The sequence below is a fragment of the Roseateles sp. genome (genome assembly GCF_019237615.1).
Lineage (GTDB): Bacteria > Pseudomonadota > Gammaproteobacteria > Burkholderiales > Burkholderiaceae_C > Pelomonas.
The window spans coordinates 103,267-125,858 of record NZ_JAFAGT010000085.1; the positions used below are offsets into that span (position 1 = coordinate 103,267).

Here is a 22,592-nt window from a genome sequence, read left to right on the forward strand (position 1 = left end):
CATGGCATACGACCTGAGCCAAGCACGGAGCGTTCGATGCCCCAATACCTGATCTCCTTCAACGACGGCGCGATGAGCCACATCCCGGAAGCCGATTTCCCGGCCGTGGGCAAAGCCGCCGCAGCCGCAGTTCTTGAAGCCATCGACGCCGGCGTCTTCATCTTCGGCGGCGGCCTGCTGGAGCCGCCCACGACGACCATCGTGGCAACCGACGGCACCATCACCCGAGGCCCCGACCCGTCCTGCCAGGACTTCATCGGCGGCTTCACCATCGTCGAGGTCGCCAGCCGCGACGAGGCCCACCATTGGGCCGCCAAGGTTGCCGCCGCCTGCCGCTGCGCGCAGGACGTACGCGAGTTCATGCCGCTGCCGCCGGAAGTCCAAGCGCGAATCAGACAAGACTGACGCACCGCCACCCCGGCCTCGGGCAGCATGGTCTTCAAGGAGGCCGATGCCGTGATTGCCAACCTGTTGGGCCGCCTGGCGTTCGAACCGTTCTCCAAAGCCCTGCCCCTGATGGGCGACACCGAGCGTGCGGCGCTGGAGGCCGGCACGGTGGGTTTCGAGGGTGCGCTGTTCGGCGGCAAGCCTGACTTCAACCGCCTGCTGGCCATGCCGCCCAACCGCCTGACGGCCGACGAACAGGCTTTCATCGACGGCGACGTGCGCGAGCTGATCGCAATGCTGGACGACTTTGCCATCGACGAGGCACGCGACCTGCCGCCCGAGGTGTGGCGCTTTCTGCGCGAGCGGCGCTTCTTCGGCATGATCATTCCGCGCGAGCATGGCGGCCTGGGCTTCGGCCACTTCGCGCATGCGGCCGTGGTCACACGCATCGCCACCGTCAACGTGGCCGCGGCCGTGACGGTGATGGTGCCCAACTCGCTGGGTCCTGCCGAGCTGCTGCTGCGCTACGGCACCGGGGCGCAACAGGCCCATTACCTGCCCCGCCTGGCCGACGGGCGCGACCTGCCCTGCTTCGGGCTGACCTCGCCCTATGCGGGGTCGGACGCCGCCTCCATTCCCGACACCGGCGTGCTGGCCGAGCGCGAGGTTGATGGCCGCCACGTGCGCGGCTTCGTCGTGCGCTTCGACAAGCGCTACATCACGCTGGCGCCCGTGGCCACCGTCGTGGGCCTGGCCTTCCAGGCGATGGACCCGTCGCGCCCGGAGGGCCAGCAGCAGCTCGGCATCACCTGCGCGCTGATCCCGGTGCCCACGCCGGGCCTGCAGATCGGGCGCCGCCACCGGCCGATGGACTCGGCCTTCATGAACGGCCCCATTCATGGCGAGGACGTGTTCGTGCCGATGGACTGGATCATCGGCGGCGAGCCGCAAGTGGGCCAGGGCTGGCGCATGCTGATGGAGTGCCTCGCCGCGGGCCGGGCCATCTCGCTGCCGGCGCTGGGCGCGGCCATGCAGCAGACGTCGCTCTACGTGATGGCCGGCTACGGCCGCATCCGCGAACAGTTCGGCCTGCCGATCTCGCGCTTCGAGGCCATCGCGGGGCTGATCGCACGCACGGCGGCGGACCTGTACGCATCGGACGCCGCGCGCCGCTACACGACCGCAGCGCTGGATGCCGGCGAGCGCCCCAGCGTGGCCAGCGCCATCCTGAAAGTGCACCTCACCGAGGCTGGCCGCCGCGCGGTCACGACCGGCATGGACGTGCTGGGCGGCAAGGGCATCATCTGCGGCCCGGGCAACCTGCTGGGCGTGGCCTACCGACATGCGCCCATCGCCATCACGGTGGAAGGCGCCAATCTGCTGTCGCGGGCGCTCATCATCTTCGGCCAGGGCGCCATGCGCTGCCATCCGCACGTGATGGACGAGATGGCCGCCGTGCAGGCCAGGGACGAAACCGCGCTGGGCCGTGCGCTGCTGGCACACGCCGGCCACGTGTTGCGCAACCTCGGCGCCAGCCTGTTAGGCGCGGGGCTGAAGGGCCGCGCGCCGCCGGGGCTGGAGAAGGAAGCCCGCCTCATCGCCCGCATGTCGGCCAAGTACGCGCTGACGGCCGACCTTGCAATGGGGCTGCTGGGCGGGCGCCTGAAGCGCATGGAGCTGCTGTCTGCGCGGCTGGGCGATGTGCTGTCGCACCTCTACCTGGCCGCGACCAGCGTGTGGCGCTTCCAGGTGGAGGCCGACGACGCGATGCTGCCGTTTGCACGCGCGGCCATCCGCTTCCAGCTCGAAGCCGCCGCGGCCATGCTGCGCGACCTGCACGCCAACCTGCCGTCAGGTGCGCTGAAGGCAGCGTCACCGCTGCTGCTGCACGGTACGGGCCATCTGGCGCCGCTGCGCGACCGTGAGCTTGTCGCGCTGTCCGAGGCGCTGCGCACCCGGCCGGCGCTGGTGGCCCGGCTGTGCCCCGACTTCACGCCGCCATCCTCCGGCGGACTGCGCGACCTGGCCTGTGCGCTGCGGCTGGCCGATGCACTGGGCGACGAGGTGCCGGAACTGAACAAGGCCCTGCGCCGCGCGCGCTCGCTGGAGGCTGCGGCATCGACGTCGCGAGATCCGGAGGCGGCGCTGGCCTATCTGCGCGCGGCGGACAAGGTCATCCAGGTGGACGACTTCCCGGCGAAGCCGAAAACCCCATGAAAACCCTGATCCCTCCTGCCTGCGGTAGCGCAGTTGTCGATCCGATGCACCCTCGTTCGTCTTGGGAGTGAGGCGGCGGAACGGTTCCGCCGCGCACCACACCGGAGACCCGACCATGCGATTCCTTTCGACGATCCGCCTCGACGAAACCACCGCCCAGGCGCCCAGCGCGCAGTTGATGGCCGACATGGGCCAGCTCATCGAAGAGCTGACCCGTAACGGGCAGTTGGTAAGCACCGCCGGCCTGCGCCCCACGGCTGAAGGCGCGCGCGTGCGGCTGCAGCGCGGCGGCCAGCTGTCGGTGGTCGACGGGCCGTTCACCGAGACCAAGGAGGTCATCGCCGGCTACGCCATCTTGGAGGCCGCGTCGCTGGCGGAAGCCATCGAGCTGACGCGGCGCTTCCTGCGCGTGCACGGCGACGACTGGGACATCGAGTGCGAAGTGCGCCCGCTCGACGGACCGGAGTTCGGCCGCCAACCCTGAACCGCCCACCACGTCCCCTGCCAAGGAACTCGCCATGTCTGCCTGGACAAGCGCTGTGCGCAAACACTACCGCTGGGTCATTGTCGTCACGGGCAGTCTGCTCGGCTGCGTCGCCATCGGCGCGCTCTTCTCGCTGCCGGTGCTGCTGCGGCCCATCGCGCTGGACACAGGCTGGTCCACGACCGGCATCTCCGCCGCGATGACCATCGCCTTCGGCGCGTTGGCCGCCGGCAGCATGGCCTGGGGCACGCTGTCGGACCGCATCGGGCCGCGCCTCGTCGTCATGGCAGGCTCGCTACTGCTGACGGCCGGCCTGGCGCTGGCCAGCCTGGCGACGTCTCTGCTGGCCTTCCAGCTGCTGTTCGGCGCGGCTGTCGGTCTCGCCGCGGCGGCCATCTTTGCGCCGTTGATGGCTTGCGTCACCGGCTGGTTCGACACGCGGCGCAGCCTGGCCGTGTCGCTGGTGTCGGCCGGCATGGGCATGGCGCCGCTGACGATGTCGCCACTGGCCGCCTGGCTGGTGCAGGCGCATGACTGGCGCACCTCGCTGCAGATCATCGCGGCGGTGGTGGCGGGCATCATGCTGCCGGCGGCGTTGCTGGTGCGCCGCCCGCCGGCGCTGGCTCAGGCGGCCGCGGGGGCTGGGGCGGGCGCAGCGCGGGAGCCCGGCCCCTCGGTCGGCCAGGCCGTGCGCTCGACGCCCTTCCTGGTCCTCGTTCTGACCAGCTTCCTGACCTGCGCCACGCACTCGGGGCCGATCTTCCACACGGTGAGCTATGCCGTCACCTGCGGCATCCCGCTGATGGCGGCGGTTTCGATCTACAGCCTGGAGGGGCTGGCCGGCATGGGCGGTCGCCTCGTGTTCGGGCTGCTGGGCGACCGTTTCGGCGCCGCACGCACGCTGGTGGTGGCGCTGCTGGCCCAGGCCGTCGTCGTGCTGGGCTACGTCCAGGCACGGCAGTTGGGCAGCTTCTACACGGTGGCGGCGCTGTTCGGCTTCACCTACGCGGGCGTGATGCCGCTGTTTGCGGTGATCGCGCGCGAGAACTTCCCGCTGCGCATGATGGGCACCGTCATCGGCGGCACGACGATGGCCAGCAGCGTCGGCATGGCGCTGGGCCCCGTGCTGGGCGGGCTGATCTTTGATGCTACGTCCAGCTACGCGTGGCTGTTCATCGGCGCGTTTGCGCTGGGCATAGGGTCGTTCCTGTCTGCCCTGGCATTCCTGCGTCTGCCACGGCGGCCGCTGCCGGCCGCGACGGCGTGAGCGAAGTTACGCGCCGGCGGCAACCGCCTTCGTGATCTGCACCTGCACCTCGCCCGCGCCCGCGAACACGTGGCGCGACTGCTGGCCGATGCGGATGTCGTGAACGCCGGTGATCATGCCGGTCGAGATGACGTCGCCGGCGCGCAGGATCTCGCCCTGCTGCGCCCGCTTGTTCAGCGTGAAGGCCAGGGCGCCCAGCGGGCCGGGCTTGATGGCGACCTTGCCGGTACCGACGGACTGGCCGTCAATGAAGGTCTCAACGGCGATGCTCTCCAGTTCGCGCCAGTTCGCAATCTCGGCGCCAACGACGACGCCCCAGTTGTTGCCGAAGTCGGAGATGACGGCGCCGGGGCCGATGTCGTTCAGCGTCGCCAGCGGGCTGCTCGCGACCTCGACGCCGATGTGCATGGACCGCACCAGCGGGACCACGGAGTCGGCCGTCCAGTCGGCCTTGCCGGCCGGCGAATCGGCGGCGACGACGATGACGACCTCCGCCTCGACCGCGGCGAAACCGCCCTCGAAGACGGGGCATTGCGCCACGCCGCCCGCCTCCACGCGATGCACGTTGGCGGCAAAGGCCGGGCCGATCATGCGCTCCTCGGGGAACTGCGCGGCAAACGCCGGCGCCACGCGTGCGACCTTCCAGCCCTTGACGGCATCGGGCCAGCGCGCGATCGCCGCGGCCTGCACCGCGTAGGCTTCGTCCAGCGTCGTGGGTGTCGTGCCAGGAAAGCCGTCAAGGGCGCGGCCGGCGGCGCGCGCGGTGGTAAAAGCTTCTGCGATGGACTGGGGAGCTATGGTCAAGACGGTTCCTCTGCGCCGACGGCGCTTGCTGTGAGCGGGCCGCAATGTACAGCGAAGCGCGGCGGCTTCATGCCGCGGCGATGCAAACACCCGCCCCCGGCGGGATTCGCATAAGAAAATAAGAATTCTGTCGTTCCTCGAATAAGAGACTTTGGGCAACCTCCCGGCTTTCGTTCATCCGACGGCCCGCCATGCCCATCTTCCTGCCCTCCCGACGCACCGTTCTCGCGCTGATCGCAGCCAGCGCCACCCTGCCCGCAATGGCGGCGGATGCCACGCTGCTGAATGTCTCCTACGACGTCGCGCGCGAGCTCTACAAGCAGTTCAACCCCGCCTTCGTCGCCGCGCAGAAGGCCAAGGGCCAGACGGTCGTCGTCAACCAGAGCCATGGCGGCTCCAGCAAGCAGATCGGCGCCGTCATCGGCGGCCTCGAGGCCGACGTCGTGACCATGAACCAGGCCACCGACGTGGACCAACTCGCCAGCGCCGGGCTGACCCCTGCCGACTGGCGCAGCCGCTTCCCCAATAACGCTGCCCCCTATTCGTCGACCATGACCTTCCTGGTCCGCAAGGGCAACCCCAAGGGCATCAAGGACTGGAACGACCTGGCCCGGCCCGGCGTGCAGGTCATCATCCCCAACCCCAAGGTCACCGGCAACGGCCGCTACAGCTATCTGGCCATCTGGGGCAGCGTCATCGCCAACGGGGGCAGCGAGGCCCAGGCCAAGGAGCTGGTCACCAAGGTGCTGACCAACGTGCCGGTGCTGGACGGCGGCGGCCGCGGTGCCACCACCACCTTCACGCAGCGCGGCATCGGCGATGTTCTCGTCACCTTCGAGGCTGAGGTGGAGCTGATCGAGAACGAGTTCGGCAAGGGCCAGTTCGAACAGGTCAACCCCAGCATCTCCATCGAGACCGACGCCCCGGTGGCGCTGGTCGACAAGGTCAACGCCAAAAAGGGCACTGCCGCGCTGGCCAAGGCCTACCTGGACTTCCACTGGAGCGCGGAGGGCCAGGAAATCATCGCCAGGAACAACTTCCGCCCGCGCGACCCGGCCATCTTCAAGAAGCACGCGCAGCGCTTCGCCAACATCAAGCTGTTCACCGTCGATCAGACGCTGGGCGGTTGGGCCAAGGTCAGCAAGCAGCATTTCGCCGACGGCGGGAGCTTTGACCAGGTGATGGCCAGTATCAAGCGTTAACCCCTCGCCTGGTCTTGCCCCGGTGATCGCGGGCAAGACCAGCCGGTCGCTCGAGGGCCGGCTTGGGGCGGTCCGGCGCCCGGCCCGAAATGCAATGAACAACAACTGATATGGCTTCGTTTTCCTTGGGACGGCGGCGTGTACTGCCCGGCTTCGCGCCGACGTTGGGCTTCACGCTGTTCTACCTGTCCCTGATCGTGCTGGTGCCGCTGGCCGCTGTGTTCCTGAAGTCCTCGGGCCATGGCTGGGACGCCTTTTGGGCCGCTGCCACGTCGCCGCGTGTGATGGCCTCGTACCGCTTGAGCTTCGGCGCCTCGCTGATTGCGGCCTTCATCAACCTCGTCTTCGGCCTCATCCTGGCCTGGTGCATCGTGCGCTACGAGTTCCCGGGCAAGAAGCTGGTCGATGCCCTCATCGACCTGCCTTTCGCCCTGCCCACAGCGGTTGCCGGCATCGCGCTGACGGCGCTGTACGCGCCCAACGGCTGGGTCGGCTCGCTGTTCGCGGCCGGTGGCCTTCTGGCGCCCCTGTTCGGAGAGGGCGGCGCCAAGATCGCCTTCACGCCGCTGGGCGTGCTGCTGGCACTGATCTTCATCGGCCTGCCCTTCATCGTGCGCACCGTGCAACCGGTGCTGGAGGACATGGAGACCGAACTGGAGGAAGCCGCCGCGTCGCTGGGTGCGCAGCGCTGGACCACCTTCCGCTACGTTGTGCTGCCGACGCTGCTGCCCGCGCTGATGACCGGCTTCGCGCTGGCCTTCGCCCGCGCCGTCGGCGAGTACGGCTCGGTGATCTTCATCGCCGGCAACATCCCCATGGTCAGCGAGATCACGCCGCTGATGATCATCGCCAAGCTGGAGCAGTACGACTACGTCGGCGCCACGGCAATAGCGGCCGTCATGCTGATCTTCAGCTTCGTGCTGCTGCTGGCCATCAACGGCCTGCAGGCCTGGAGTTCGCGCCGGGGGAGCAAGCGATGAGCGCCGCGCTGCATCTGGCGCCGCCGCGCGCCCGTGCCAAGTACCAGGACAACCCGGCCACCCGCGAAGCCCCCTGGGTGCGGCGCGCGCTGCTGATCCTCGGGCTGGGCTTCTTCGCCATCTTCCTCGTGCTGCCGCTGGTGGCCGTCTTCACCGAGGCGCTGCGAAAGGGCTGGGCGGTCTATTTCGCGTCGCTGGCCGACGAGGAGACCTTCTCGGCCATCCGGCTGACGCTGATCGCTGCCGCCATCGCGGTGCCGCTGAACCTGGTGTTCGGCCTGAGCGCGTCCTGGCTCATCGCCAAGCACGAGTTCCGCGGCAAGCAGTTGCTGATCACGCTGATCGACCTGCCTTTCTCGGTGTCGCCCGTCGTGGCCGGCCTGATGTATGTGTTGATCTTCGGCGCCCAGGGCTGGTTCGGTCCCTGGCTGCAGGCGCACGACGTGAAGATCATCTTCGCCGTGCCGGGCATCGTGCTCGCGACCGTGCTCGTCACCTTCCCCTTCGTCGCCCGCGAGCTGATCCCGCTGATGCAGGCCCAGGGACGGGACGAGGAGGAGGCCGCCACCGTGCTGGGCGCCAGCGGCTGGCAGACCTTCCGCCGCGTCACGCTGCCCAACATCAAGTGGGGCCTGCTGTACGGCGTCATCCTGTGCAATGCGCGGGCCATGGGCGAGTTCGGCGCCGTGTCGGTCGTGTCCGGCCATGTGCGCGGCCTGACCAACACGCTGCCGCTGCACGTCGAGATCCTCTACAACGAATACCAGTTCGCCGCCGCCTTCGCCGTGGCCTCGCTGCTGGCGCTGCTGGCGCTGGTGACGCTGGTGATCAAGCAATTCATCGAGTGGCGCGCCGGCCAGTCGACCACGAAGGACGCATGATGGGCATCGAAGTCCAGAACATCCACAAGAGCTTCGGCAACTTCACCGCACTGGGTGACGTGTCGCTGGAGTTCCCGCGCGGCGAACTGGTCGCGCTGCTGGGCCCGTCGGGCTGCGGCAAGACCACGCTGCTGCGCATCATTGCAGGCCTGGAGCAGGCCGACAGCGGCCGCGTACTGCTGGACGGCCAGGACGCCTCCGACACCCATGTGCGCGAGCGTCAGGTCGGTTTCGTGTTCCAGCACTACGCGCTGTTCCGCCACATGACGGTGTTCGACAACGTCGCCTTCGGCCTGCGCGTGAAGCCCAGGAAGCAGCGCCTGCCCGAAGCCGAGATCAAGAAACGCGTCACCGAGTTGCTCAAGCTCGTGCAGCTGGACTGGCTGGGCGACCGCTTCCCGCCGCAGCTCTCCGGCGGCCAGCGCCAGCGCATCGCGCTGGCCCGCGCGCTGGCCGTCGAGCCACGCGTGTTGCTGCTGGACGAGCCCTTCGGCGCACTGGACGCCAAGGTGCGCAAGGAGCTGCGCCGCTGGCTGCGCCGCCTGCACGACGAGCTGCACATCACCAGCATCTTCGTCACCCACGACCAGGACGAGGCGCTGGAGGTGGCCGACCGCATCGTGCTGATGGACCATGGCCGCGTCGAGCAGGTCGGCACGCCGCAGGAGGTCTACGAACGCCCGGCCACGCCTTTCGTCTATGGCTTCCTCGGCGCCGTCAACCGCTTCGTGGGCCATGCACGCGGCGGCGTGCTGCACATGGGCGAGCACCAGTTGCCCGGTGCGAGCTCACATCTGGGCGAAGGCGAGGTGCTGGCCTATGCCCGCCCGCACGAGCTGCAGATCCTGACCGACGAATCCGCTCCCGGCCTCGCCGCCACGGTGGAGCGCGTGCTGGCCTTCGGCGCCAGTGCCCGCGTCGAGCTGATCGGCCCGGACGGCCAGCCGCTGGAGGCCGAGCTGACACGCAACCAGGCGGAGGAGTTGCGCCTGCAGGGCGGCCAGCGCGTCAAGCTCAGCGCGGCCAGGCTGAGCCTGTTCGAGGCCGGCGCCGGCATCTGAACCCGGAGCCCCTAACTCGTAAGTAGAGCTGCATCCCCAAACCTGGGGATGGCGACGCACGGATGCCCGCCCTGCCCGCCTAGTCTTCACGAGCGGGGCGCGACGCCGGCCCATGCCCCCGCCACGCAAGACGCCGGCAGGGAGACACCCATGGCAGGCCTTGCCAAGCCACGGCTGCGCGCCGTGCTGATCGTTCTTTGCGTCTGCGCCATGCCGCTGCTCGCGGCGGCGCGGCCACAGGCCGCACCGCCCAAGCATCGCAACGATGCGCCGCTGCGCTTCGACCCGCCGGCCGCGGGCCCGCTCCAGCGCGCCTCCACGGACTACGGCGCCTGTGTCGACAACCCCTCGCCCGATGGCGCCGCCATCGACTGCCAGGCCTTGGTGCGGACCTCCACCGCGCCCAGGCCCAAGCGGACGCGCTGAGCCCGGATCGGCGCCTGCGCGGCTAGGCCTGCAGCACGCGGACGACCTCCGCCGCCGCACGGAACAGCGGCTGGCTGGCCGCCGAGGCCAGGCCTTGGGCCCGCTGCGCGGGGCCGGCCTCCGGCAGCGGCGGCGGTCGCAGGCCCAGGCTGCAATGGCGCAGGCGCAACGGCACGGCGGCCAGCGCGCGTGCCATGACGGGCAGCCGCGCACGCAGCCAGGGCAAGGCCTCGGCGCGCTCGGCGCAGCAGTGCAGCAGCAAGCCGTGCCGCCACTGCAGCAGCACCAGCACCCAACCCTCGGTCGTCGCCACGTTCAGGCTCAGGCAGACGCCACCGTCCGCCACACCCGCCTCCGCCGTCGCGCCCTCCTGGGCCGCCTCATCGTGGCCGGCCGGCGCGGGCCAGAAGCCACCCAGCGGACTCAGCAGGCGCAGCCACAGCATCTGGCCCAGCCACCCCGTCAACTGCAGCGGTGCCGCATGCGCCACGAGCAGCGACTCCGGGCCGAGCGCCTGCCCGGTCGGGCCGTGTGGCGGCCGCAGCTGCTCGGCCAGCATCAGGGCCCGCCATTGCACGGCCAGCTGGGCCGGCAAGCGCGCGTCCTGGTTCAGGTGCCAGCGCTGCAGCCGGCCCTGGTCAGGACGCAGTGCGCGCCAGCCCCATTCGTCGCCCGGCGCCTCATCCGGCACGGTGTCGGGCGCCGCATCGCGCCGCAGCAACTGCAGCTCCAGCCGAGGTTCGCGCGACAGCACGCGCAGCAGCAGCATGTCGCCCGGCCGGGCCAGACCGGGCGGCAGGCCCAGCTGCAGGCCGTCCTCGGTGTCCCCCAGCAGGCCACCGTCGGTGGCCTGCGCGACGCGCAGGCGCAGCAACTCGCCGACCTGCGCCTCGCGCCCACCGGCCTGCCTAGGCCAGGCCTCGATGGGGCGCAGCGGCCTCAGGGCGGGAATGGGGGCGTTCATGGGCAGACGAGCTTGCCCAGGAGTAAGGCGACCGGTGCCGCGTTAACTTAAAGCTAGCTTCGGACGCGGCGCTGCAGCTCCGTACTCGACACGCCCCGCGTGCACGGCAGGTACACCACCTCGCACAGCGCCTCGAGTTCGTCGAAACGCCCGCGCCAGTTGTCGCCCATGACGAAGGCCTGGGCGCCGTAGCGCTGGATGTCCCGCGTCTTCTGCTCCCACGCTTCCTCGGCGATGGCCAGGTCCACGTAACGGCAGGCCCGCACCAGCTCGATGCGGTCGGCAAAGGGTACGGCCGACTGCTTTCCCTTGACCGCGTTGAACTCGTCGGTGGACACGGCCACGACCAGGAAATCCCATCGCGCCTTGATGCGGCGGAACAGGTCGACGTGGCCGACGTGGAACAGGTCGTAGGTGCCGTAGGTGATGGCCACGCTGGGGGCAAGCCCTGCGTGCAGGCGGCCGGGGGGTGTGGCGAATGGCATCAGCTCACTCCGGGGACAGCGTCGATGGCCCCGGCCAGCAGCGCCGCCATCGCCTTGCGCCTGGTCTCGTCGACCCGCTGGCCTTGGCGCGTCGGCCCTTGCGGCCAGATTGAGGCAATCGTCATGCGGAGGTTCTCGACAAGAGCGGCTATCCCTGTTGGGCTTCCACTATCCCCGCAAAGGCTGCGGACGTGGCGCGGATCCCAAACGGAAAACCGGGCCTGAGCCCGGTTTTTTCACGCTCGCCGGCCTGTCATGCCGCACCGTCTCCCGACAGTGCGGCCCGTCAGGCCGAAGCCGATCAGCCCTGCAGCAGCGACATGACCATGCCGGACATGCTGTTGGCCTGCTTCAGCATCGAGGTGCTGGCCTGCATCAGCATCTGCTTGGTCGTCATGTGGGACGTTTCCGTCGCGTAGTCCACGTCCATGATGCGGCCCTTGGCCTGCGACACATTGGTGCTCATGTTCTGCAGGTTGTTGTAGACATGATCGAGGCGGTTGGCCGCGGCGCCCAGTGCGGCGCGCAGCGTGCCGACGTTGTCCAGCGCGTCCGTCAGACCCTTGATGGTGGTGTTGGCGGTGGCAGCGTCGATTTCGGTGCCGGCCGTGGTCACGGCAGCCACGTCATAGTGCTTGCTCAGACCCTTGAGCGCACCCGCCAGGGTCTGCAGTGCACCGCTGGCGCCCGAAACGTTAAAATCCATCGTCTCGGTGTCGGCCGCGCCGATCTGGAAGGTCAGGCTGGCCGAGAACTTGCCCGTCGTGCCATCAATCTTGGCACTGTCGCCGAACAGCGTCGTGCCGCCGAACGAGGTGTTCTTCATGATGTTGGCCAGCTCGGTGCCCAGGGCATCGTACTCGGACTGCATCGCGTCCTGGTCGTTCTTGGTCGACGAGGCGTCGGCGGACTGCGTGGCCAGGTCCTTCATCCGGTTCAGGATGTTGGTGACCTCGTTCAGGGCGCCTTCGCCCGTCTGCAGCATCGAGATGCCGTTCTGAGTGTTGCGCTGGGCCACGGCCATGCCGCTGACCTGGGCGTTCAGGCGGGTCGCGATCTGCAGGCCGGCGGCATCGTCCATTGCGGAATTGATGCGGAAGCCCGTGCCCAGGCGGGCCATCGATGTGGACAGGGCCGACTGCGTCTTGCTCAGCGAGGTCTGGGTCGACAGGGCCGATGCGTTGGTGTTCAGGCTCAACATGGGGGGAACTCCAAAAGGGGTGGGTTGATCTGCTTGTCGGGGCAAGCTTTCCTGCCCTCATCAGCACAAGGCGGCCACCGCATCGCGGAACTTAAATGCGCCGCACGGCAATTTCGCTTTCGCTGCATTCGCGGCGGCGGACGTGCATTCCGTCACGCCTGGCCGGGCCCGCGCCCGGCCCTTAAGCAGGCCCTTAAGCAGGCCCTTGAGCCGGCTCTCCGCGGCCGGCGTCCGCCCCGGCGGCCTCGCCGCGGATCTCGGCCAGCTTGACGAGCAGCTGCCTCAGCTCCAGCTCGGTTTCCGGGCCGAGGTCGACAAAGCGGCAGCCGACGTGCAGTTGCTCGCCGATCAGGAAGGAGCGATAGAAACGATAGGAGCGAGCCTCTAGATCGACCGTCAGCGCCGCATGCCCGGCGAGCATCAGCCGCACCTGCAGCAGTTTCTGGCCGGTGAAGATGCCCTGCCCCTGGTCCACGGCGCCGCGCAGGCCCAAGCCGCCCAGCGACATGTCGTCGACGCTGAAGCTGCGTGGCTTGCCCAGCAGCGTGAACTCGGCGCGGAAGGTCGGGCCCAGCGGCACGTCGCGGCGCGGCGTGCTGCGGCGCTCGCCCACCGAGGCATCGGCAGCGGAAGGCTCGCCGGCGGCCTGGACGCCGGGCTCACCCTCGAGCGGCGCTTTGGCGGCGGAAGGCTGGGCGCGCGCGACCAGGCGGAACAGCGAGAAGGCTTTCACAGCCGGCCCGAATGGCGGTCTCGCCGGCCTCAGGCCGCGTCGGCCGCCAGCAGTTGATCGACGCGGGTGCGGTGCACGCCGGCCACGGCCGGCAACAGGGCCGACAGCTGCTCGTAGTCCAGTGGCGCGCCCTGAGCTGCCTCGGCGAAGTCCTGCGCCAGGCGGGCCACGGCGGCGGCCTCGGCCGCGTCAGGTGCAGGCGCAGCAGCGGACGCGGCCTCCAGGCGCCGGCCGAGGGCCTGGCGCGTCAGGCCCAGCTGCTGCTGGGCCTGCACCACGCGGGCCAGGCTGGCGCGCTGCGCGTCAGCACCGTCCACCTGCCAACCGGCGGGCTGGAGAGCATCGGGCCGGACATCCAGCATGGCGCGCACGGGCTGGCCGCTGGGAAAGCGCCGGCCGTCACCGCGCAGCTGCAGGCCGTCGCGCAGCGCCGGCCAGCGGGCCTCGGCCACCGACAGCAGCACCCCGCCGTCGGCCTGCGCGCGGGTCTGCACGCCCAGGCCGGCCAGCCCCTGGGCAACGGCGCGCAGGTGGCTGTCCACGCCCTGGCCGTCAAGATGAATGCTGAGCGCGCGTCCCTGGCCGGGCAGGGTCAGGCGCAGCGTCTCGGCGCCGCTGGCGGCGAGGCTGTTGCGGTCCAGCCCGCGCAGGCCGAACTCGCGCTGCGGCTCGCGCCCCTCCGGCACGGCCTGCAGGCGGGCATCGATCTGGCCTGCGCCCTCGACCCCGCGAGCCTGCCAGAGCTTGGCGACACCGTCCACGCGCTCCTGCAGGTCCAGGGCGCTGGCCGGCAGGTTGCGCGCGAGCGTCAGGCTCAGGCCGCTCTTGAGCTGTTGCAGCGAAGCGTCCAGCTTCTGCGCATAGGCCAGGCCCTGCTGCAGCGCGCCGAGGCGCTGCTGGGCACCCGGCTCGCGCGCGGCGTCGCCGGGCGCGGCGATACGCAGCGGCTGGGCGGCAACGGCAGCCGATGGCGCGGGCGCGAGCACGCGCGACGTCGTGGCGACGGGCGTCAGCGCCGTGCCGGCGCCAGAGCGGCCGGCGGCGCGGGCGGGCTGGTTCTGCAGTGCGGGAATGGCCGGTAGCGCGGGCATCAGAGCACGTCGAACAGGCTCAGGTTGCTGACGCGCGCGTAGGCCTTCTGCGTGGCCTGCACGGCCAGCTCATAGCTGTTCAGCCGGATGGCGGCTTCGGCATAGTCCACCTTGCCCAGGGCCAGCGTGGCCTCCTGGTTGGACAGGCTGACCGCGGCATGGTTGTCGTCCAGCGTGTTGATGACGTTCCGGCGGCCGCCCTGCTGGGCGATCTGGCCGCTGAGGAAATCCATCAGATCGTCGACCGCCTTGAGCTGGCCGCCGGCCGTGGCGCTGGTGTAGCTGCCGTTGCCGAAGGCCGTGATCGCGGCCTGCAGGCCATTCAGGAAGACGTCCAGGCCGTAGTTGCTCAACGCGACGTTGGCGGCAATGGTCACGCCGTCGCCCACGGCCACCTGCTGGGTGGTGTTGTCGACGCCCGCACCGAAGCTGTAGACACCGGCCGTCAAGTCAAGCGTCGCCACGTTGGATGCCGTGCCCGAGAACATGTACTGCCCCTCGGCATTGCGCGTGTTGGCGCTGTAGAAGAGGCTGTCGCGCAGCGACTGCAGCGCGGTTGCCATGGCCTTCACGTCGTCGGGCGTGGAAGCGCCGTCGGCTGCCCAGACCATCAGGTCGCGCACCATCAGCAGGTCGTCCTGCATGCTGGTCAGCGTGGTCTCGTTGTTCTGCAACCGCGTCGTCAGCGCCGTGATGTTGCTGCGGTACTGGTCCAGCGCCGCCTCCTCGCGCGACAGCCGCGCGAGTCGCACGGTGGCGATGGTGTCGTCCGAGGGCTTGAGGATGCGGCTGCCGGAGGCCATCTGGCTCATCACCCTGGTCAGGCCGGCATTGGCCGTCTGCAAGGCGGTGTTCATGGTCTGGCTGTACTGGCTGGTGGCGATGCGCATGGGGTCTCCGTTCAGAAGGCGGCGAGCGTGCTGTCGAACAGCTTGCCTGCAGCGGCGATGACCTTCATGTTGGCCTGGTAGAGCTGTTGGTACTGCATCAGGCTGATGGCCTCCTCGTCGGTGTTGACGCCGCTTGTGGAGGCCCAGTTGGCTTGCGACTGGTCGCGCACGGTCTGGGCGGTGGTCTGCGCCGCCAGGTTTTGCTGGCTGCGCACGCCCAGCGTGCCCACCAACTGCGTGTAGATGTCGCCCAGCACGGTCGGCTGGCTATCGAACTGCGTCACGACGATGGCACTGTCCTTCAGCGCGATCAGCTTCGTCAGGTTGCCGCCGCCGCCGGCACCCTCGCCCGTCGCCGCGAAGGCGAGCGTACCGGCGGTGATGGTGGTGGAGAGCTCCAGTTGGGCGCCATTGAGGACGAACAAGGGCGGCCCGCCCGCAGCGGCCAACTGGTTATTGAACAGAGTGGCGATGCCCGCGGCCAGCTCCTTGACCGTGGTCTGCATGGGCTCGAGCACCTGCTTCTCGTAGTCGATGACCCCACCCAGCTGGCCGCCCAGGCCCTGGCTGGCCACGCCGAAGGTGGTGTTGGCGAAGCGCAGCTCCAGCTGGCCTGAGGACTGGCCCATGACCGCCGCATCCCGGCCCACCACCAGCGGCTGACCGTTGTTCAGCGACACGTTGACGGTGCCGTCGGGCTGCGGCACCACCTGCATGCCGACGAGCGAGGCCAGCGCGTCGATGCGCTGGTCGCGCGCGTCCAGCAGGCCCGAGGTGTTCAGGCCGCCAGCCTGGGCCGCGGCGATCTGGCGGTTCAGCAGCGCGATGTCGGCCGTGTAGCCGTTGACCTGGTTGATGGCCGCACCGCGCTGGTCGCTGAGCGCGTTGTGCTGCGTCGTGAAGAGCTGCTGCTGACTGGCGATGCGCTTGACCAGCGTGTCCGCCGAGGTCAGCACCTGGGAGCGCAGCGAAGCCGAGTCCGGCTGCACGCTGGCGGCATTGAGCGACGCGAAGAAACCGTCCAGCGCGTTGTTGATGTTGGAGGTGTCGTCCGACATCACCGATTCCAGCTGGTTCAGATAGGGCTGGCCAGCGTCGTAGCGGCCCAACTCGGAGGCAGCCTTCCACATCTGCTGCGACTTGTAGCCGTCCGCGAAGCGGAGCAGCGAGGACACCTGCACGCCGTTGCCGGCTGCCGTGATGCCGCCGGCCAGCGCCTGGCGCGAGGTCAGCAGCACGCCCTGGCGGGTGTAGCCCGGCGTCGCCGCGTTGGCGATGTTCTGGCTGGTGGTGTTGAGCGCCGTCTGCGCCGCGACGGCGCCGGACAGGGCGTTGTGGATCATGCTCATGAGGGCTGCCTTGGATCTGGGCCTACTTCAGAGGGGAAGGCGACGCGGCGGCGGCGGCACTTAAATCCGGCGCCGGCAGCAGCTGCTTCAGCAGCAGGTCGGCGATGCCGAAGGCGCGCTGGCCGGCCAGCGCATCAGCCACCAGGCCGTCGGCCAGGTCGTTCAACGGCTCGCTGGTCTTCTTCTTCAGCGGGCTGTCCTCGTCGGCCAGCTCGCGGGTGGCGGCGCGCATCTGGCCCAGCATCTGCTTGATGAACTGGGCCTCGAACTTGACGGCCGCGTCGGTGGCGCGCTGGCGCAGCCGGGCGTCGGCGTCGCCGTGCTGGGGCGTGAGGGCGTTGTCTAGTTTCATGTCAATTGTCCGGAGCAAGGAACATGGAATTGCCGGGGCGAGCGCGGGGCCGCTCCCAAGCCCGCCTGCGTTGGACGACACCCACCCGGCCGCCCAGCGTTCAGCGGAGGCAGACCGGGCGAGGGGCACAGGTCCATCAGATCACCTGCAGTTCGCCGTCGATGGCGCCGGCCTGGTCCAGCGCCTGCAGGATGGCCATGATGTCGTCGGGATTGGCACCTATGCTGTTGATGGTGTCGACGATGGCCTGGAGGCTGGCTCCGGCCGGCCAGCGCAGCATGCGGCCGTTGCCCTGGTCCACCGACACGCGGGACTGCGGCACCACCTGGGTCTGGCCCTGGCCGAAAGGCGCCGGCTGGCTCACCTGGGGACGCTCGCTGATGACCACCTTCAGCGCGCCGTGCGAGACCGCGGCGGGGCGCACCCGCACGCCCTCGGCGATGACCACCGTGCCGGTGCGCGAGTTGAACACCACCTTGGGCAGCGCGCTGCCTGCCTCCACGCCCAGGCCTTGCAGCTGGGCGATGAAGGCCACGCGCTGGGTCGGCTGCTCGGGCGCCTGCACCTCGACGCTGGTGGCATCGCGCGTGCTGGCGATGTCGGTGCCGAAGCGCTGGTTGATGGCCTGCACGATGCGGGTGGCCGTCTCGAAGCTGGGGCGCTTGAGGCTGAGCGTCACGCTGCTGCCGCTGGCGAGGTCGTTGCCGATCTCGCGCTCGATACTGGCGCCGTTGGGAATGCGGCCTGTGGTGGGCGTGTTGACCGTGACGCTGGAGCCGCTCTGCCCCTGCGCGGACAGCCCGCCGACCACCAGGTTGCCCTGGGCCAGCGCATAGACCTCGCCGTCGGCCGCCTGCAGCTGCGTCAGCAGCAGCACGCCGCCGCGCAGGCTCTTGGCGTCGCCCATGGACGACACGGTCACGTCTATGGTCTGGCCGCGCCGGTAGCCGCTGGGGAAGCTTGCGCTGACCATCACGGTGGCGACGTTCTTGGACTTGGGGTCCACACCCTGAGCCTGCTTGATGCCGAACTGTTTCAGCAGGTTGTTGACCGACTGGCCGGAGAACTTGACTTGCGTGCTGTCGCCGCTGCCGTTCAGGCCCACGACGAGGCCGTAGCCCAGCAACTGGTTCTCGCGCATGCCCTCGACATGCACCAGCTGGCCCAGCGCCTGGGCAGCCTGCACGGCCGGGGCCAGCAGCGCGAGCACCAGCGCAGCGGCGGTCGATGCGAATAGGTTCTTCATGAGTCCGGTCTTCAGAAGGGCATCAACGGGTTGACGAACCAGCGCGTCAGCCAGCCGGGGGTGTTCGCGTTCGCCAGGTCACCCTGGCCCGCGTAGGCGATGCGGGCGTTGGCGATGCGCTGGGACGAGACGCGGTTGTCGCTGTCGACGTCGGAGGCGCGCACATAGCCGCCCAGGCGGATCAGCTCCTCGCCCTGGTTGATGTAGAGGCTCTTCTCGCCCTGCACTTTCAACAGACCGTTGGGCAGCACCTCGCCGACGACCACCGTGATGGCGCCGGAGAGCGTGTTCTGCTGGCTGCTGGTGGCGCTGCCGTTGAAGTCCCGGCCGCTGCCGATATTGCCGCTGCTGCCGATATTGCGTATGCCCATGGCGAAGTCGGCGCTGCTCTTCTTGCCCAGCGTGGTGTCGGCCTTCTTGCTGGCCTGGGTGGTCTCCTGCAGCACCACGGTCAGCACGTCGCCAGGGCGGAAGGCGCGCGTGTCCGAGGTCAGCGGCGTGGCGCGCTCGGCCACGAACACGCCACCGGCGCGGGCCTGCGCCGGCGCCGCCGCAGGCATGGCCTGCGGCAGCGCCGGCGGCTCGGCGCTGGGCAGCGGTGCCGGCACGAAGGCGGAACAGCCGGCCAGCGCGGCCAGCAGCGTCAGGGCAAGCAGCGGCTTCATCAGCGAACGGCCTGGGCCAGCGTCTGCAGCATGTTGTCGGCCGCCGACAGCACCTTGGTGTTCATCTCGTAGGTGCGCTGCGCGGCGATCATGTCCACCATCTCCTCGACCACCTGCACGTTGGAGCCTTCCAGCGCGCCCTGCTTGATCTTGCCCAGCCCGTCCGCGCCCGGCACGCCCTCGGCCGGCGCGCCGCTGGCGCTGGTTTCCTGGTAGAGGTTGTCGCCCAGTGCCAGCAGGCCCGTGGGGTTGATGAAGTGGGTCAGACGCAGCTGCCCCAGCTCGGTGGACGTGGCCGCGCCCGCCACGGTGGCCGTGACGGCGCCGTTCTCGGCGATGGTCAGCGCCGTCGCGTTGGCCGGCACGGTGATCTCGGGCTGCAGCACCAGGCCTTGTGCATTGGTCAGCTGGCCGTTGGTGTTGACCTGCAGCTGGCCGGCGCGCGTGTAGGCGGCTCGGCCGTTGGGGCCGGCGACCTGAAGGAAGCCCTGGCCCACGATGGCCACGTCCAGGCTCTGGCCGGTGGTCTGCAGGCTGCCGTTGGTGAACACCTTCTGCGTGCCCACCAGCCGCGTGCCGTTGCCCAGCTGCACGCCGGCCGGCGCGGCGTTGCCGTCGTCGCCCTGCGCGCCGGGCTGGCGCTCGACCTGGTAGAACAGGTCCTCGAACATCACGCGGTCGCGCTTGAAGCCGACGGTGTTGACGTTGGCGAGGTTGTTGGCAATGGCCTGCAGCTTGGCGTCTTGCGCCTGCACGCCGGTCTTGCTGATCCACATGGCGGGATTCATCTTGTGACTCCTTGGGTGAGTTATTCGCGGATGAGGCGGTTGCCGGCCTCGGCCATGCCGTCGGCGGATTTGAACAAGCGCATCTGGATTTCGAAGTCGCGTGACAGGCTCATGGTCGTGACCATTTCCTCGACAGCGGACACATTGCTGCCCTCCAGCCGACCGTTGGCCACCCGCACGGTGGGATCCGCGTCCAGCGTGGCGCCGTCGCGGGCCACCAGCAGGCCTTGATCGTTCTTGCGCAGCTGGCTGAACTCGGGCTTGACGAGCTTGAGCCGGTCCACGGCCTGCAGCGTCGCCGCGTCGCCGTTGCGCACCGAGATGACGCCGTCGGCGCTGACCTCCAGCTTGGCGTACGGCGGGAGCGTGATGGGGCCGCCCTCACCCAGCACCGGGCGCTGGCCCAGCAGCAGCCGGCCTTCGGCGTCCAGCGTGAAGCCACCAGCGCGCGTGTAGGCTTCGCCGGTGGCGCCACCCTGCTCCGTCTGCACCGCAAAGAGGCCGGGCCCCTGGATGGCGATATCAAGCTCGCGCCCGGTGTCGCGCTGGCCGCCCTCGCGGGCGCTGACGGCGTCGCTGGCCAGTTGGTTGAGGTGGCGCGCGGCATAGCCGGCACCATCCACCGCACGAGCGTTGGACACCTCCAGGTTGGCGCGGAAGCCCGCCGTGTCGGCGTTCGCGAGGTTGTTGGCGTGCACCTGCTGGGCGCGCATCACCCGCTCGGCGCCGCTCATGGCGGTGTAGATCAAGGCATCCATGGCTCAACCGCCTCAGATGGCCTGCATCAGGGCCTGCATCATCTGGCTTTCGGTCGAGATGACCTTGGTGTTGGCCTGGTAGTTGCGCTGGGCGGACATCAGGTCCACGAGCTGGCTGGTGACGTCGACGTTGGACTGCTCCACTGCGCCCACGGCCAGCGTGCCGGTCATCGACGTGCCGGGCCGCGCGTACAGCGCGGTGCCGCTGTCGGGCGTCGCCTTCCAGCTGGTGTCGTTGACGGCCTGAAGCGCATAGGGGTTGGCGAAGTTGGCCAGCGCCACGGTCCCCAGCGTCTGCTGCTTGCCGTTGCTGTACGTGGCGATGACGCTGCCGTCCTGCGTCAGGCTGGTGCCGGTCAGCGTGCCGGCGGCATTGCCGTTGGCGGCGTTGGTCAGCGTCGTCGTATCGCCGGCGTACTGCGTCGTGCCCTTGTAGTCGATGGTCAGGGCAATGGGGTTGACGCCGGCCGGCGTCACGTTGAAGGTGTTGGTGGGCGCGCTGGTGAGGACGCCGTCAGGACCGAACGTCAGCGGGAAACCCGCAGCGGCCGGCGCGGCGCCATCGAAGCTGTAGTAGACATTGACGCTGTTGCTGCCGGTCTTCACGTAGTACTGGCTCAACGCATGCTTGGCACCCTGCGAGTCGTAGACCACCGAGGTGACCGAGCTGTTGTAGCTGGTCGCATCGGTCATGCTGAAGGGCGTCGTGGCCGGCACGCTCCAGTCCGCCGACAGGTTGCCGTTCAGGCTGAGCTTGTCGCTCGCCACGGCGCCGACCTGCGTGTTGCCCACGCGCAGGTCACCGAAGGCGCCAAGGCCGGCGCCGGCGACCGGCTGGCCGTTGGCGTCCAGCACCGCGTTGTTGCCCTGCAGCTTGCGGCCCAGCGTGTCGACGACATAGCCGTCCTTGTCGACGTTGAACAGGCCCACGCGAGTGAACAGGGTCTGGCCGGAGGCGTCGCGCACGGCGAAGAAGCCGCTGCCCTGGATCATCGCGTCCATGCCACCGCCGGTGTTCAGCGCGCCGCCGGACATCGCCATGCTCTGCGTCACCGACGAAACCTCGGCGCCATTGGCCTGTGTGCCGGCGTACATGGCCGAGAAGTTGGCGCGGCTGCTCTTGTAGCCGTAGGTGCCGGTGTTGGCGATGTTGTGGCTGATGGTCTCCAGCGAGCCGTTGACCGCGTTGATGCCCGAACGTGCGATTTCAAAACTCATGATGGGATCCTTGTCGCTTGAGGAGAGAGTTAGTGGGTCGTGGTCGCGGCGGCGACCTGGCCCTTGAACTGGGTGATGAGGCGCGAATTGAATTCGCCCAGGCCGCCGAGCTGCACCAGCGCGCTGCCGTCGCTGGCCAGGCGCACGCCGCTGATGCGGCCGACCACTTCCGGCGTGACGCTCTGCTTGGATTCGTTCAGCACTGCGATCGAGTAGCTGCCTTCGGCCAGGCCCAGGGCCTTGGGGTCCAGCTTGTAGCCATGGCTGCCCGGCGCGAGCTTGCCAAGGTCCACTTCGCGCTTGCGGCCGGCGGCGTCGGTCAGCTGGAGCGTGGCCGGCGCGGCGGCGTTGTCCAGCGTGAAAGACAGCTCGACGGGGCTGCCGTCCAGCGTCAGCTGGGCGGCGCTGACATGCACCGTGCCGCCGACCTGGCTGCCCAGGCTCAGCATCTGCAGGCTGGACAGGATGCTGTTGTTGAAGGCCGTCTGCGTCGTCAGCGCCTGCAGCGACTCGACCTGGCTGAGCTGCGACAGCTGATTGACGAACTGGCTGGCGTCGGTGGGCTCCAGCGGGTTCTGGTACTGGATCTGCGCGACCAGCAGCTTCGTAAACAGCTGCGAGATTTGCGCCGCACCGCCGTTGGCTGCCACGGCGTCGGCACCGGACGCGTTGCCGTTGCCGGCGGTGTTGTTGTTGACGGCCGTGCTCATCAGCCTTCTCCCAGTTTCAGCAGCGACTGCTGCATGGACTTGATCCGGCCCAGCACCTCGACGTTGGTCTCGAAGGCGCGCGAGGCGGACAGCATGTCGGTCATTTCGGCGACCGGATTGACGTTGGGGTAGAAAACCTCGCCATCCTGGTTGGCCAGCGGGTTCTCGGGCTCGTAGACGCGGCGCAGCGGCTCACCGCTCTCCACCACGTCCAGCACCTGCACGCGGCTGCCGGCAAGCTGCTCGCCGCCCAGCCCCGCGGTGGCGGGCAGCGCCGCGAACACCGGCTTCCTGGCGCGGTAGGCGCCGTCCTCGCTGCCGGCGGCCGACTGCGCGTTGGCCAGGTTGCTGGCGATGGTGTTGAGCCGCGTGGTCTGGGCCGCCATGGCCGAGCCCGCGATCTGGCTGATCTGCCTGAAGGACATCTCTGTGC

25 protein-coding genes are annotated in these 22,592 nt (G+C 69.3%); 9 read left to right on the forward strand and 16 right to left on the reverse strand.

All coding sequences use genetic code 11. The features are described 5' to 3' along the window. Nucleotides 1-36: 36 nt before the first annotated feature. The 4 genes from JOY88_RS17140 (at nt 37) to JOY88_RS17155 (ending at nt 4,355) form a co-directional block, all read left to right on the forward strand. Nucleotides 37-405, forward strand: coding sequence for a YciI family protein (locus tag JOY88_RS17140; protein WP_293503838.1), 369 nt, complete (start codon nt 37-39; stop codon nt 403-405). A gap of 51 nt (nt 406-456) precedes the next feature. Then, nucleotides 457-2,604, forward strand: coding sequence for an acyl-CoA dehydrogenase (locus tag JOY88_RS17145; protein ID WP_293503839.1), 2,148 nt, complete (start codon nt 457-459; stop codon nt 2,602-2,604). A gap of 115 nt (nt 2,605-2,719) precedes the next feature. Next, entirely contained in the window at nt 2,720-3,088 is a 369-nt protein-coding gene (locus JOY88_RS17150) for a YciI family protein (RefSeq protein ID WP_293503840.1), read from the forward strand. A 34-nt stretch (nt 3,089-3,122) separates the two neighbouring features. Further along, nucleotides 3,123-4,355: an MFS transporter gene (locus JOY88_RS17155; protein ID WP_293503841.1), complete on the forward strand. Its 1,233-nt coding sequence runs from the start codon at nt 3,123-3,125 to the stop codon at nt 4,353-4,355. A 6-nt stretch (nt 4,356-4,361) separates the two neighbouring features. Here JOY88_RS17155 and JOY88_RS17160 read toward each other — a convergent pair whose 3' ends face one another. Next, complete coding sequence (locus JOY88_RS17160) at nt 4,362-5,159, reverse strand: hypothetical protein (protein ID WP_293503842.1); 798 nt, start codon at nt 5,157-5,159, stop codon at nt 4,362-4,364. 191 nt (nt 5,160-5,350) lie between these two features. On the opposite strand from JOY88_RS17160, the gene JOY88_RS17165 reads away from it, so the two are divergent. From JOY88_RS17165 to JOY88_RS17185, 5 genes are all read left to right on the forward strand, one after another. After that, entirely contained in the window at nt 5,351-6,361 is a 1,011-nt protein-coding gene (locus JOY88_RS17165; protein WP_293503843.1) for a sulfate ABC transporter substrate-binding protein, read from the forward strand. A 110-nt stretch (nt 6,362-6,471) separates the two neighbouring features. Then, entirely contained in the window at nt 6,472-7,341 is an 870-nt protein-coding gene (gene cysT, locus JOY88_RS17170) for a sulfate ABC transporter permease subunit CysT (RefSeq protein WP_293503844.1), read from the forward strand. Continuing rightward, nucleotides 7,338-8,222, forward strand: a complete 885-nt coding sequence (gene cysW, locus JOY88_RS17175; RefSeq protein WP_293503845.1) for a sulfate ABC transporter permease subunit CysW — start codon at nt 7,338-7,340, stop codon at nt 8,220-8,222. Before cysT ends, cysW begins: the two co-directional genes overlap by 4 nt. Continuing rightward, entirely contained in the window at nt 8,222-9,283 is a 1,062-nt protein-coding gene (locus JOY88_RS17180; protein ID WP_293503846.1) for a sulfate/molybdate ABC transporter ATP-binding protein, read from the forward strand. The genes cysW and JOY88_RS17180 overlap by 1 nt, the downstream gene beginning before the upstream one ends. Nucleotides 9,284-9,433: 150 nt before the next feature. Then, on the forward strand, nt 9,434-9,709 hold the full coding sequence (locus tag JOY88_RS17185) for a hypothetical protein (protein ID WP_293503847.1): 276 nt from the start codon (nt 9,434-9,436) through the stop codon (nt 9,707-9,709). 22 nt (nt 9,710-9,731) lie between these two features. Here JOY88_RS17185 and JOY88_RS17190 read toward each other — a convergent pair whose 3' ends face one another. The 15 genes from JOY88_RS17190 to flgC all read right to left on the reverse strand — a co-directional run bounded on the left by JOY88_RS17190 (nt 9,732) and on the right by flgC (nt 22,584). Further along, nucleotides 9,732-10,673 (reverse strand): hypothetical protein, encoded by a 942-nt coding sequence (locus tag JOY88_RS17190; RefSeq protein ID WP_293503848.1) that lies wholly within the window; start codon nt 10,671-10,673, stop codon nt 9,732-9,734. Nucleotides 10,674-10,726: 53 nt separating this feature from the next. Next, a complete protein-coding gene (locus JOY88_RS17195; protein ID WP_293503849.1) occupies nt 10,727-11,158 on the reverse strand; it encodes an adenylyltransferase/cytidyltransferase family protein in 432 nt (143 codons plus the stop codon). A gap of 301 nt (nt 11,159-11,459) precedes the next feature. Then, a complete protein-coding gene (locus JOY88_RS17200; protein ID WP_293503850.1) occupies nt 11,460-12,359 on the reverse strand; it encodes a flagellin N-terminal helical domain-containing protein in 900 nt (299 codons plus the stop codon). A gap of 193 nt (nt 12,360-12,552) precedes the next feature. After that, nucleotides 12,553-13,092, reverse strand: coding sequence for a PilZ domain-containing protein (locus tag JOY88_RS17205; protein ID WP_293503851.1), 540 nt, complete (start codon nt 13,090-13,092; stop codon nt 12,553-12,555). Nucleotides 13,093-13,121: 29 nt separating this feature from the next. Beyond that, nucleotides 13,122-14,183 (reverse strand): hypothetical protein, encoded by a 1,062-nt coding sequence (locus tag JOY88_RS17210; RefSeq protein ID WP_293503852.1) that lies wholly within the window; start codon nt 14,181-14,183, stop codon nt 13,122-13,124. After that, the gene (gene flgL / locus JOY88_RS17215; protein ID WP_293503853.1) at nt 14,183-15,073 is read right to left on the reverse strand and encodes a flagellar hook-associated protein FlgL; all 891 of its coding nucleotides are present in this window, start codon (nt 15,071-15,073) and stop codon (nt 14,183-14,185) included. Before flgL ends, JOY88_RS17210 begins: the two co-directional genes overlap by 1 nt. An 11-nt stretch (nt 15,074-15,084) precedes the next feature. Continuing rightward, nucleotides 15,085-16,422, reverse strand: coding sequence for a flagellar hook-associated protein FlgK (flgK, locus tag JOY88_RS17220; RefSeq protein WP_293503854.1), 1,338 nt, complete (start codon nt 16,420-16,422; stop codon nt 15,085-15,087). Nucleotides 16,423-16,444: 22 nt separating this feature from the next. After that, the gene (locus tag JOY88_RS17225) at nt 16,445-16,774 is read right to left on the reverse strand and encodes a hypothetical protein (RefSeq protein ID WP_293503855.1); all 330 of its coding nucleotides are present in this window, start codon (nt 16,772-16,774) and stop codon (nt 16,445-16,447) included. Between the two features lie 136 nt (nt 16,775-16,910). Next, nucleotides 16,911-18,020, reverse strand: a complete 1,110-nt coding sequence (locus JOY88_RS17230) for a flagellar basal body P-ring protein FlgI (RefSeq protein ID WP_293503856.1) — start codon at nt 18,018-18,020, stop codon at nt 16,911-16,913. Nucleotides 18,021-18,031: 11 nt separating this feature from the next. Next, nucleotides 18,032-18,685, reverse strand: a complete 654-nt coding sequence (flgH, locus tag JOY88_RS17235; RefSeq protein ID WP_293503857.1) for a flagellar basal body L-ring protein FlgH — start codon at nt 18,683-18,685, stop codon at nt 18,032-18,034. Continuing rightward, entirely contained in the window at nt 18,685-19,473 is a 789-nt protein-coding gene (flgG, locus tag JOY88_RS17240) for a flagellar basal-body rod protein FlgG (RefSeq protein WP_293503858.1), read from the reverse strand. The genes flgH and flgG overlap by 1 nt, the downstream gene beginning before the upstream one ends. Nucleotides 19,474-19,493: 20 nt before the next feature. Then, the gene (locus JOY88_RS17245) at nt 19,494-20,231 is read right to left on the reverse strand and encodes a flagellar basal-body rod protein FlgF (protein WP_293503859.1); all 738 of its coding nucleotides are present in this window, start codon (nt 20,229-20,231) and stop codon (nt 19,494-19,496) included. A gap of 12 nt (nt 20,232-20,243) precedes the next feature. Next, on the reverse strand, nt 20,244-21,449 hold the full coding sequence (locus JOY88_RS17250; RefSeq protein WP_293503860.1) for a flagellar hook protein FlgE: 1,206 nt from the start codon (nt 21,447-21,449) through the stop codon (nt 20,244-20,246). Nucleotides 21,450-21,478: 29 nt separating this feature from the next. Further along, nucleotides 21,479-22,159, reverse strand: a complete 681-nt coding sequence (locus tag JOY88_RS17255) for a flagellar hook capping FlgD N-terminal domain-containing protein (protein ID WP_293503861.1) — start codon at nt 22,157-22,159, stop codon at nt 21,479-21,481. Next, nucleotides 22,159-22,584, reverse strand: coding sequence for a flagellar basal body rod protein FlgC (gene flgC / locus JOY88_RS17260; RefSeq protein WP_293503862.1), 426 nt, complete (start codon nt 22,582-22,584; stop codon nt 22,159-22,161). Before flgC ends, JOY88_RS17255 begins: the two co-directional genes overlap by 1 nt. Nucleotides 22,585-22,592: the final 8 nt, after the last annotated feature.

Bases quoted from the DNA above. Each gene is read 5' to 3' on its own strand.
- JOY88_RS17140 (WP_293503838.1), top strand. From the start codon at position 37: ATGCCCCAATACCTGATCTCCTTCAACGACGGCGCGATGAGCCACATC.
- JOY88_RS17150 (WP_293503840.1), top strand. From the start codon at position 2,720: ATGCGATTCCTTTCGACGATCCGCCTCGACGAAACCACCGCCCAGGCG.
- JOY88_RS17155 (WP_293503841.1), top strand. From the start codon at position 3,123: ATGTCTGCCTGGACAAGCGCTGTGCGCAAACACTACCGCTGGGTCATT.
- JOY88_RS17165 (WP_293503843.1), top strand. From the start codon at position 5,351: ATGCCCATCTTCCTGCCCTCCCGACGCACCGTTCTCGCGCTGATCGCA.
- cysT (WP_293503844.1), top strand. From the start codon at position 6,472: ATGGCTTCGTTTTCCTTGGGACGGCGGCGTGTACTGCCCGGCTTCGCG.
- cysW (WP_293503845.1), top strand. From the start codon at position 7,338: ATGAGCGCCGCGCTGCATCTGGCGCCGCCGCGCGCCCGTGCCAAGTAC.
- JOY88_RS17180 (WP_293503846.1), top strand. From the start codon at position 8,222: ATGGGCATCGAAGTCCAGAACATCCACAAGAGCTTCGGCAACTTCACC.
- JOY88_RS17185 (WP_293503847.1), top strand. From the start codon at position 9,434: ATGGCAGGCCTTGCCAAGCCACGGCTGCGCGCCGTGCTGATCGTTCTT.
- JOY88_RS17190 (WP_293503848.1), bottom strand. From the start codon at position 10,673: ATGAACGCCCCCATTCCCGCCCTGAGGCCGCTGCGCCCCATCGAGGCC.
- JOY88_RS17195 (WP_293503849.1), bottom strand. From the start codon at position 11,158: ATGCCATTCGCCACACCCCCCGGCCGCCTGCACGCAGGGCTTGCCCCC.
- JOY88_RS17200 (WP_293503850.1), bottom strand. From the start codon at position 12,359: ATGTTGAGCCTGAACACCAACGCATCGGCCCTGTCGACCCAGACCTCG.
- JOY88_RS17210 (WP_293503852.1), bottom strand. From the start codon at position 14,183: ATGCCCGCGCTACCGGCCATTCCCGCACTGCAGAACCAGCCCGCCCGC.
- flgL (WP_293503853.1), bottom strand. From the start codon at position 15,073: ATGCGCATCGCCACCAGCCAGTACAGCCAGACCATGAACACCGCCTTG.
- flgK (WP_293503854.1), bottom strand. From the start codon at position 16,422: ATGAGCATGATCCACAACGCCCTGTCCGGCGCCGTCGCGGCGCAGACG.
- JOY88_RS17225 (WP_293503855.1), bottom strand. From the start codon at position 16,774: ATGAAACTAGACAACGCCCTCACGCCCCAGCACGGCGACGCCGACGCC.
- JOY88_RS17230 (WP_293503856.1), bottom strand. From the start codon at position 18,020: ATGAAGAACCTATTCGCATCGACCGCCGCTGCGCTGGTGCTCGCGCTG.
- flgH (WP_293503857.1), bottom strand. From the start codon at position 18,685: ATGAAGCCGCTGCTTGCCCTGACGCTGCTGGCCGCGCTGGCCGGCTGT.
- flgG (WP_293503858.1), bottom strand. From the start codon at position 19,473: ATGAATCCCGCCATGTGGATCAGCAAGACCGGCGTGCAGGCGCAAGAC.
- JOY88_RS17245 (WP_293503859.1), bottom strand. From the start codon at position 20,231: ATGGATGCCTTGATCTACACCGCCATGAGCGGCGCCGAGCGGGTGATG.
- JOY88_RS17250 (WP_293503860.1), bottom strand. From the start codon at position 21,449: ATGAGTTTTGAAATCGCACGTTCGGGCATCAACGCGGTCAACGGCTCG.
- JOY88_RS17255 (WP_293503861.1), bottom strand. From the start codon at position 22,159: ATGAGCACGGCCGTCAACAACAACACCGCCGGCAACGGCAACGCGTCC.
- flgC (WP_293503862.1), bottom strand. From the start codon at position 22,584: ATGTCCTTCAGGCAGATCAGCCAGATCGCGGGCTCGGCCATGGCGGCC.